The organism is Polaromonas sp. P2_G11 (assembly GCF_056403595.1).
In genome coordinates this window covers 1-10,667 of sequence record NZ_JBFUFE010000008.1, presented here as the reverse complement: position 1 = coordinate 10,667, position 10,667 = coordinate 1, and the positions used below count along the sequence as shown (strand labels likewise).

General features: G+C 60.7%; 3 protein-coding genes. All 3 read left to right on the top strand.

What is annotated here, in order from left to right:
* Nucleotides 1–85: 85 nt before the first annotated feature.
* Nucleotides 86–8,974, top strand: coding sequence for a LysM peptidoglycan-binding domain-containing protein (locus tag AC1DWQ_RS22955; protein ID WP_477671718.1), 8,889 nt, complete (start codon nt 86–88; stop codon nt 8,972–8,974).
* Nucleotides 8,975–8,987: 13 nt separating this feature from the next.
* Complete coding sequence (locus tag AC1DWQ_RS22950; RefSeq protein ID WP_477671717.1) at nt 8,988–9,383, top strand: hypothetical protein; 396 nt, start codon at nt 8,988–8,990, stop codon at nt 9,381–9,383.
* 720 nt (nt 9,384–10,103) lie between these two features.
* Nucleotides 10,104–10,667, top strand: a 564-nt coding sequence (locus AC1DWQ_RS22945; RefSeq protein WP_477671716.1) for a Hint domain-containing homing endonuclease, incomplete at its 3' end; no start/stop codon positions are given.

Below are 10,667 nucleotides of genomic sequence, written 5' to 3'. Positions count from 1 at the left end.
GGGCAACGTCAGGCAGAGCGGCTTTGACGCGGAAGGCCGCGTCGTCAAGACCACGGTCTATGCAACGGCTATCACACCGGCGGATATGGCCGGCTTGCCGGCGGCCGCCAGCGTGGCGCAAATCCAGGCCAGGGTGCTTGCCGCCGCGGGCTCGGACCTGGTGGAGAACCGCGTCTACGACAGGGACGGCCGGCTCACGGCCACGGTCAACGCCCTGGGCGAGGTGGTCAAGTACGTGTATGACGCGGCTGGCAACGTCATTGAGCGCGTGGCTTATGCCAACCGCGTGGCGATGTCCGGTGGTGGTGCCTGGGTGGCGGGTACCCTGCCCGCGCCGGTGGCCGATGCCGCACACGATCAGCGCCTGCGCACTGTGTACGACCAGCTCGGCCGCGCTGTGCTGTCCGTCGACGGAACAGGCGCCGTCGTCAAGCAGGTCTACGACAGCAACGGCAACACCGTCAAGACCATCCAGTACGCCACGGCCATCGCCGCCTCAGCCGCGCCGGCCAGCGTCACGGCCAGCGCCGCCGACCGCATCACCGTGTTGGCCTATGACAAGGCCAACCGCCAGACCTTCAGCGTCGACGCGCTGGGCGGCGTGACGAAATTCATTTACGACGCCAACGGCAATGTGGCGCAAAGGCTGGCCTATGCAACAGCCGTCACGCCGCCCGTGGCCGCAACCACGCCGGATGCCGACACGATTCAGGCCGCCGTGGTTGCCAGTGCCGCCAACGACCGCATCGAGCGCTTTGCCTACGACCGGGCGAATCGCCAGGTTTTCCGCATCGATGCCGGTGGGGCCGCGACCGAAACCACGTTTGACGTCGCCGGCAATGCCGTGCAGACCCGGCGCTATGCCGCGCTGGTGGACGTGTCGACCCTGCCGGCCGTGGCTTCGACCTCCGCCGTCGCGCTGCTGGTGGTGGCCAGCGCGGCGAACGACCGCGTGGAAAAGCGCGCGTTCGACGCCGGCAATCGCCAGGTCTACGGTGTTGACGCCCTGGGCTATGTCCGCAAGACGGTGTACGACGGCAACGGCGCCATCAAGGGTGTGACCGAATATGCCTTGGCCATACCGGCAGCAACGGCCAGCACGGCCACCGCGATCGCAGGGGCCATCGTTGCTTCGGCCGCGAATGACCGCAGCAGCAGCTTCGTCTATGACGCCGCGGGCCGCCTGACCAGTAGCACCGATGCCCTGGGCTTCACCGAATCCAATACCTACAACGCCATCGGTGAAAAGCTCACGTTCACCAACAAGAACGGCGCCACCTGGAACTACGGCTACGACGCGGCCGGCCGTCTCGTCACCGAGACCTCCCCCCAGGTTGCGGTGACCGGCCTGCAGGTCAATGCCACGACCGGCCAGCTGGAAGTCAACCCCGCGCTCAGCGGCAACGCCAGCATCGTGACCCGCATGACGTACGACGCGCTGGGCAACCTGCTGTCGCGTACCGAAGCCTTGGGTCGCGCCGAAGAGCGCACCACCAGTTACGAGTACGACGCTGTTGGCCGCCAGGTCAAGACGATCTTTCCGCCGGTTTCGGTCTACAACGCTGCTGGCGACAACGTCACCGTCAACGGCGCCACCGGGCTTGCCACCCGCACTGAAACCCTGCAGACGCTGAGCAGTCAGACCACTTACGACGTGTTTGGCAATGCCGTCGCCAACCGCGACGTCGCCGGCGCCATGAGCTACAAGGCCTACGACAGGCTCGGCCGTCTCAGCTATGACGTCGATGCCCTCGGCTTTGTGACGGGCTATGCGCGCGACACTTGGGGCGAAGTCACCACGCTGACGCGTTACGGTTCGGCCACCACGCTGCTCACCGGCAACCCCGCGCGGCTCAGCAGCACGCAGATCGGCACCGCCCTGGCCGCGGTCGGCTTCAGCCATAGTACCGACCGCATTCTGCTGACCGAGTACGACCGCCTGGGCCGCGTCACCAAGGTGATTGAGCCACAGGGCTACGCCTACGATTCAACAGCCACCGCGGGCGCGCAGTATTTCACCGCAGGCAAGACCACGCGCAACAGCTACAACGCCTTCGGCGACCTCAGCCGTGTCGCTTTGCTCAAGAATGCCGTCACCGACACCTGGACCGCGACGGAGTATTTCTATGACACCCGGGGAGGGCAGACGGCCATCGTCGATGCCCTGGGTTACCTGACGACGCAGGCTTTCGATGCAGCCGGCAATGTCGTGGACCGTACCGAGTACGCCAGCGCCATCGTGGGCTGGAACAGCTCCGTCGCTCACACCGCGGCGCCGGCTCCTGTTGTTTCCGCCAACGACGACCGCAAGACGACCTCGATTTTTGACCGCGGCAACCGCAAGCTGTCGGACACGCGCGTCAATGTGCTGTACAGCGTCTCCACCGCCAGCACCACCGGCGTGCGCGGGAACGCGGTCACCAGCTACCTTTATGACGCCGTCGGCAACAAGACGGCCACCACTGACGCCACCGGCGCCACCACTTACAGCTATTACGACGCGATGGGTCGCGTGACAGCGGTGGCCGAGCCCTCGCGCATCGACGTGGTCACGCCGGGCACCAACGTGGTCCTCACACCGCTCACGCTGTTCCGCCGCGATGCCTATGGCAACGTGGTCAGCAAGGTGGAACTCGCCAACGGCGCGGCAGTGGCGACCGCCACAGCGTTCACGCAGGGCGCGGCATCCGGCTCTGACCGTACGACGCTGGCCGCGTACGACCGTTCGGGCCATGCCACCCAGGTGACCGACGCACTGGGCTACAACCACTACAGCTCCTACGACGCGCACGGAAACATCGCCAAGGAGTGGCAAGCCGTCACCGGCAATGACGGCGTCGCCAGGACCAAATTCCGCGTCTACCAATATGACAAGCTGGGCCGCCAGACCCACGTCATCGATCCTGCCTCCACCACGGTGCTGCAGAGCGGCCTGACAACGGGGTTTTCCTCGGATACCTACACCTACGTTACCTATGACGAAAGCGGCGCCTATGCGCTGACAGGCGCCGGCAATAGCGCAACACTCGGCTGGTCGTCGCTGATTGACGCCGGCGGCGGCCTTGTGCGGGTCCAGCTGGATTACCAGACCGTGGCCGTACCCCAGTACATCGGCCGCGATGAAAACGGCGTTCTTCTTTTCGACGGCGGCTATTCTCACGCGGCCAGTGTGACGCGCGACTTCAACGCGGCCAATGCGGCTGGCGGCGTGACGCTGGCGTGGGGCAATGCCAGCTCCGTCGACGGCGGTATCTCGCAGCTGTTCACCATACGCGTGTGGCAGCAGGATGCGGTCGGCAATTGGGCCATGAAGTGGCAAGGCAGCCCGGCGCAGGCAAACGGTTCCGGCATCACCACCGTCAACCAGGCGCAGGCCGGCGTGGTGGACACCGCCGTCGAATACAACGCCTTCGGCGAGATGACGCGCAAGGGCATCAATGGCGGGCGCGAAGAGTACTTCGACTACGACAGCGCTGGCCGTCTCTGGCGCACCAACAGCGGTGACGGTATCGCCAAGGTTTCTCTGTACGATTTGCAGGGTAACCAGACGGCCGATATCCGCAGCGCGGGCTCCGGCCGCGGCAACCTGAATCTGCTGGCGTATACGAGCGCTGACCAGGTAGCCGGCCTGGCCGATGTCCGGCGCACCGACGTGCAGTATGACGCGCTCGGCCACGTCACCCAGCAACTCCAGGCCGAACGCCTGACAAGCCAGGGCGGTGTGGCCGTCCGTGCGAACCAGGCCAACGCGGGCATTGCCTCCGTTTCTTATCCCGCATACGACTGGAATGGCAACAGCACCGGCTGGTACGGCAGCAACAACGTCTACCTGAGCTGGTCGTCTCTGGCCAATCTCGGCGGTGGCGATATTCAGGTCACGATTGACTACGTGACCCAGCCCTACACCTACGTGTCGGGCCAGACCATGGTCTATGGTGAAGACGGCACGTATACCCCCGCCAAGGACGAATCCGGCAACGTCATTGGGACCAGCTCATATGTGGGCGCGGTCGCCTCCAGCATTACCCGCACTTTGACCGGGGACCAGGCTCCCAGCGGCATGACCATGAGCTGGGTCGACTCCGGCGTGGTGGGTGGCCTTTCTGCTGTGACTCGCATGCGCCTGTACAAAAAAGATTACCAGGGCAACTGGCGGCTCATCACCGACCGCAGCAGTTTCGGCACCAACGGCAGCAGCATTGAGCTGACGGCGCCGACAGATGCGTCGACCACGCTGCAGCTGCAGTTGCGCCCGGCTGGCGCCACCACACCGGTTGAGACTGTCAGCCTTGTGAACTTCGGCGACGCACTGCGTTATGACGCCGGAACGCGCAACCTCGCGGCCTATGAATACCAGGTGCTGACAACGGTTTCCGGCGGTGCCACAACCAGCTCGGGCTGGTTGCCTGTGCCGGTGTCCGCGGCAACGGCGGGCACCAGCCAGTGGAGCCGGCCGGTCGTCAACCAGAAGACCGACCGCTGGGGCAATGTGCTCGAGATCAACGACCCGCGGGCCCCGGGCTGGAAGACCACCTACAGCTACAACGCCAACAACCAGATCGTGCGCCAGAGCCAGGCCGATACCGACGGAAACCAGAGTGCGGCCAGCCCTGTCACCGCCATTTACTACGACCGCATGGGCCGGCAACTGGCCATGACAGACGCACGTGGCAACAGCAACCTGCAGGAGTTTGACGCCGCCGGCAACCTCGTCAAGGAAACCCATGCCGATGCGGGCGTGGTGAGTTACCGGTATGACGTTTTCGGCAACAAGGTACAGGTCAGGGACGCGCGCGCGTTTGTGACCACCTTTAACTACGACAAACTCAACCGCCTGCTGAGCACGGTGCGGCCAACAGAGGCTGTGTACACCGTAGGCGCATCCAACTGGCTGGCGTATGTCAACACCCGCGCCATCACCGAGACCAGCACCTGGGACCAGGCGGGCCGCAAGCTCACCTCGACCAATGGCAACAACGAGACATTGAGCTACGCCTACGACATGCTCGACAACGTCGTGGCGACCCGCCAGCCCCTGGGCCAGACCGTCAAGGCCACCTTTGACCTGCGCGGCCGCAAGTCGGCCGAGGTTGACGCCAACACCAACAGCGCCACCTGGAACTACGACTACTTCGGCCAGCTTTACAGCCACACCGATCTGGGCGGCGCCAAATTCACCTATGCCTACGACAATGCGCGCCAGCTGGTTTCACAGACCAGCACCCGCGGCCAGAACCTGCAATACGCCTACGACGCTGCCGGCCAGCTGGTCCGTAACACTGACGCAGCAATGGGCAAGGTCACCACTTATGCGTGGGACCTGGGTGGCCATTCGGTACGCGAAAAAGTGGTGCAGGGCGGGGTGACCTACCAGGACAACTCCATGGCCTATGACGCGCTGGGCCGCTTGCGCTGGGTGGGCGACACCCGCGCCTTCATCAACCTGGAATACGACAAGATGGGCAACCGTACCCGTATCCAGACCCACGTCATCAACGGGGGCGGCGCGGTGGATGCGGACCGCTACTTCCAGTACGACGCCATGAACCGGCAGACCGTGGTCGATGCGGTCGATGCCGCCGGCAACCTGGGCACCACAGGCCACCGCATCACCTACGACGGCAGCGGAAACCGGATGAGTGATACCTACTATGGCAACCGTGTTACCTCTGGCCAGGTGGTCGATCACTACGACGCCGTCTATGGCGCCATCCCCGTGCTGGATGAATCGGGAAATTACACCTATGACGAGTCGGGTAATCTGATCACGACCTGGGGTGTCGTCGGCTACACGCCGATTTACCGGACCGACTACTACGCCAACCAGGGCACCACCGTCGAGACCTACGGCTACGACGGCCTGAACCGCCTGATGGGCGTGGTGCGCGACGGTGTGCACCTGGACTATCGCTACTACGACGGAGCCGGCCGCGTTCTGCAGACGGGCCCCGCAGGCACCCTGCCGGTAGGCTATGTCAATGCCCTCACAGGCGGCGCATCAGGCGCCAGCGGCAGCGAAACCCGCATCAACCGCTTTGATGCCAACGGGCGCATGCTGTACCAGCGTGTGCTGCGCAGCGACAACGGCGCCAAGTACGACATCAACTACACCAGCTATGACGCCGCAGGCAACCTACAAAGCTACGCGTTGCAGAACTACGAAGGCACGGCCTACACCAACTATTACAGCTACGCGCAAAACCGCTTTGACGGCTACAAGGAAGCCAGTGTCTACGGCACCAGCACCTACTTCTCGGCCGGCACCACCAGCAGCTACTACGACGTCAACGGCAACCTGACGGCCATCACCGACAGCACCAACGGCGCTGTCAACCGCAACTTCGTCAATGATGCGTCGGGCAAGGCCCTGTACACCGCCCAGAACGGCCAGGTTCAGCGCCAGCTCATCGTTGCGGGCGAAGTGCTGGGCCGCTACGGCAATGCCTCCAATGGCGCCAACGTGGTGGACTTCAACTTCGGCTACCAGCCCATCAACGGCAGCTATCCCAAGCCCAGCCCGGGCACCTACATCGTGGCGCCCAACGACACCCTGCAAAGCATTGCCAGGGGCGCCTACGGCGACAGCTCGCTCTGGTACCGCATCGCCGAAGCCAATGGCCTGGCCAGCGACAGCGACCTGAGGATAGGCCAGACCCTGACCATCCCCAACCGGGTCGGGACCATCAACAACAACGCCAATACCTTCAAGCCTTACGACCCGAGCGCGATCGTGGGCGACACCACGCCCAACCTGCCGACGCCTCCGCCGCCTGCGGCGCAGAGCGGCGATGACGGGTGCGGCTTCTTTGGGCAGGTCCTTGTCATTGCCATCGTCGTGGTGGCCGCAATTTATACCGCTGGCGCTATGGCGGCCTCTGGCGCGCTGGGGAGCTCGGCAGCGGCAACCGCTGCTGCAACGAGCGGTGTTGCCTTTGGGACCGCTGGAGCCACCACATTTGGAGCAACATTGGCCGCCGGTGGTGCCGTTCTGGGAGGCGCCGCAGGAATAGGTGTCGCTGTTGCAGCCGGCGCGATTGGCAGCGCGATTGGCTCCATTGCCGGTCAGGCTGTTGGCATTGCCACCGGCATGCAGCAGGATTTCAACTGGGATGGCGTTGCCTTGGCCGCGATCAGTGGCGGGGTAGGCGGTGCCCTGTCAGGCTTTGCGCCACTGGGCGGACAAGCCGGCAGCCTCGGCAATGTCATGGTGCGTTCGGCCGTTGGCAATGCGATAACGCAAGGTGTGTCTGTCGCGACCGGTTTGCAAGACCATTTTGATTGGCGTGGTGTGGCTGCCAGCGCCGTGGGTGCCGGTGTGGGTTTTGAGGTTGGCGAGAGGCTCGGCAAGACGAATATCAACCCCTTTGCGGCAAGAATGTTGACCGGCTTGGCCGCAGGCACGGCCACCGCCATTGCCCGGGGCGGTAGGATTGCCGTGCAGCAGATTGCGACGGATGCATTCGGGAATGCGTTGGGCTCGGCGTTCCGAGACAACTTGGAATCAAGTACGGTGGGTTACGACCAGACAGTTGGGGGAGGCAGTAACAATGAGCCGTGGAATGGGGGTGAGAGTTGGGCTGCGGACGTAGCTAATAGACGGGCAGCCAATCCAATCTACGTAGCGCAGGGGGACCAGTTGGGTGGCCTGGACGATATCAACGGGATGGATCTTCAAAGCGACAACTATCGCGCGCCGCCAACTCATACTGTCAAGACTGGTCAAACTCTGTCAGGTATTACGGGTCGGAACGACGCAGCGTATCTGGACAAACTTGCCCAATACAACGGGCTGGCCTCTCGCCACGATCTTGGTGCAGGTCAAGTTTTACAAATACCCGACGATACAACCTTGGCTGGTGTAGTGGTATCGCCAGAGGTGGCCGGCCGTGGGGCCATGGGCGGGACCTACTTTGCAAAACGTCAAGCGGATGCCATTGCGCGTGAGGCAGGCCCGGATCGCTGGCGTAACTATGACGACCCAGTGGATCTTATGGATCGATACTTGTCACATCCCGCTATTCCGCTAGATCGACCGATAACGCTGGATGATGTCCTGTCTGCTGCAGGGAAGACTGCAAAATGGGTGGTGGGTGCGGACTATGCGAAAACCGGCAAAGGTTTAGTCCCGGATATTGTCAATGGCACCATTGCTATCGGCGGTGCTGTTGGGGATTTGATAGGCTACAGCGAGTTCACCCGATTGAAGGCTGAGGGGGCTATTCCGAGCGATAGCAACTACGAGCCTATGAGTGATTTTGGTCGCGCCGTAAAGCAGTACGGACCTGGTGCGGTGGGCATTGAAACTCTCAAGAACCTGCCGGGTGTCAGGTCATTGCTTGCGTTTGATCGTGGGGACAATGTGGGGGGCCTCTCCTCGTTTGGAGAGGACATCATAATGTTTGGCGGAGTTCCAAAGGTTATTGCTGCGTTCAAGGAATCGATGGCAATTGAGGCGGGGGCAAATAGGTTGCCCCTGTCATTCGAAGATAGCTTGGTGGTGCAAGGAGATGCGTCTCGTGCTCAAATCGTAAAAACAATCGGCGATGCAGCACAGCCGTCGCTTGAAAGTATATTAAGACTTGACCCTAATGCGCGTATTGGGTTTAGAGGAAGTCTTGTTGATGGATTGAAGAACGACACGAAACTGGGCGTGAATGGCGAACGAGTTGCATTTGATGGCACCGTCGCCACAAAAAATGGTAAACCCTACACAGGCCCGCAAGGCTACGACGCCGATTTCTTCGTCGTTAGCGATGATTTGGCCGCTCAGTTTTCGAAAAAGACTTTCTTCAGGGATATAACTAAGTTGGATGGATCATTGAAGAGTACGTTTCAGGAGTTTGGGAATACCATGCAGAGTAGTCCAATTCTTGGAGGTATGAAAACTGAACTTCCTGGGTTCAGGGTCTTCAGCACGGCTGAAATGGCAAAAAAATCGGGATCTCAATATTACTTCTTACGAGGTAGACAGTAATGGGTGAAATTCGATGAGAAACATACTAGCTACAGTGGAGGTTTCAGGTGTTATGCCGTTAGAAGAAATGGCAGGCAAACTCGGTACTGTACTTGGTGGACTTATTTTTAAACGGGAAGAGACTGGGCGTTTTGAAGAAGTTCCGGCGTTCGTTGCAGAAGACGGTAATTCTGGAATGACGTTTATCTTGTTTGGAATACCGGAAGGCGAAACTAGTGATGCTTACACTCTGGAGTGTTCGGCTGAAACCGAATTATCCATTCAGGAATTCCGAAAAAATTCATTTGGATTAATAAGTAAAATTCTTACTCCGAAAGAAGTTAACTCAAGAGGATATTTTGATTATTCGAATGAGTTGGCAACTGCTCTGAGTGCCAGCGGAGTTAGCGCTTCGAAATCGGCCCCCTAAACCATAGGGACGAATACAGTATGTTGAGTTCCGTCGAAATCTGACCCACTGGGGATGTGGACAAAAACTTGGCCTTCACGGGAGCCTAGCCCAGTTTCCTCAGTGGATACCCATCAAAAATAATATGCACACGCGGCGTATCGGATGGATTGGCTGCCCTGTGCATCACTTGTTGTCAAAGAACCAGAGTTCCCTGGGCTTCACATTGAATCGATTGTTGCCAGACTCCAGTAGATTGCGCTCGCCGCAGCTAAGCACTAGGTGGTAGCGGTCTCTTCCCTCGAGAGACTCTTCGTCGTCGTAGTCGGTAAAGCTGGTTGTGGGCCGGAAGCTTGCGGCTCAGGGCAATCCGAGCGCATGCGCCAGGGTGTCCAGTTGAAGCTTCAAAAACCACGCCTCAAGTGGCTCCCCAAGAAGGGTTGACCTACTCATCGAATTTGCTATCAATTCAATAGCTGCTTGCGCACATCCCTATTGGTCTACAGCCATTATTCGTTTGAAGATCACTGATTTGCAGGTCGCCGTACGACGCTATGAGCCGACAGGCGGTTGCATACCATCGAACCTGACCTAGCTTGTTGCCAGACTCCAGCGCAATCCAACACTCGCCGCCACGATAAACATTCTTCAGGGCGCCGGATGTATTGGGTGGGAGCCATGGATTTCCAGTGCTCCCAAAACAAGTGTCTGTGTTCCTAACTAACCTAACTGGAGTTAAAAATGGGTGGAATTACCAAAGGTGGTCTTTTTGTGGGCAAAGACGAGTCGTACATCCCGAGCAGAAATGCCCAGGACGACGTGAACGAAGGCTGGTCGGTAACCCGGCGGCCTTATCGCTCAACGTCGCAGGGCCAGACGGTCCAGGAAGACATCATTCCCGCTTCGTGCAATTACTGCGACAGTTGCTCCTGCTTCCTGGCCGGCAACCGTGTGTTGATGGCCGACGGCTCCAGCAAGCCGGTGGAAGACGTCGCGGTGGGTGATCTGGTTATGACAAATCTGGGCCCCCGCAAGGTGGCCGCGCTGGAGCAGCCTGTGCTGGGCATGTCGCGCAAGATCATCGAGCTGCGCGGCCTGGGCGACCAGTGCCTGATCATGTCGGACGAGCACCCGCTGTGGGTCAGCCGCACGCAAGATGGCGTGGCTTCCGAAGGCTGGGGCACCTTCAACCTGAACCATTACCTGTACGAAAAACGCAATGCGGTCAGCCCCGAGATGCCGCCGGCCGTTCCCCTGGCGATCGACCTGCCCGAACAGTTTGCGCATGTGTCGGGCTGGGTGCAT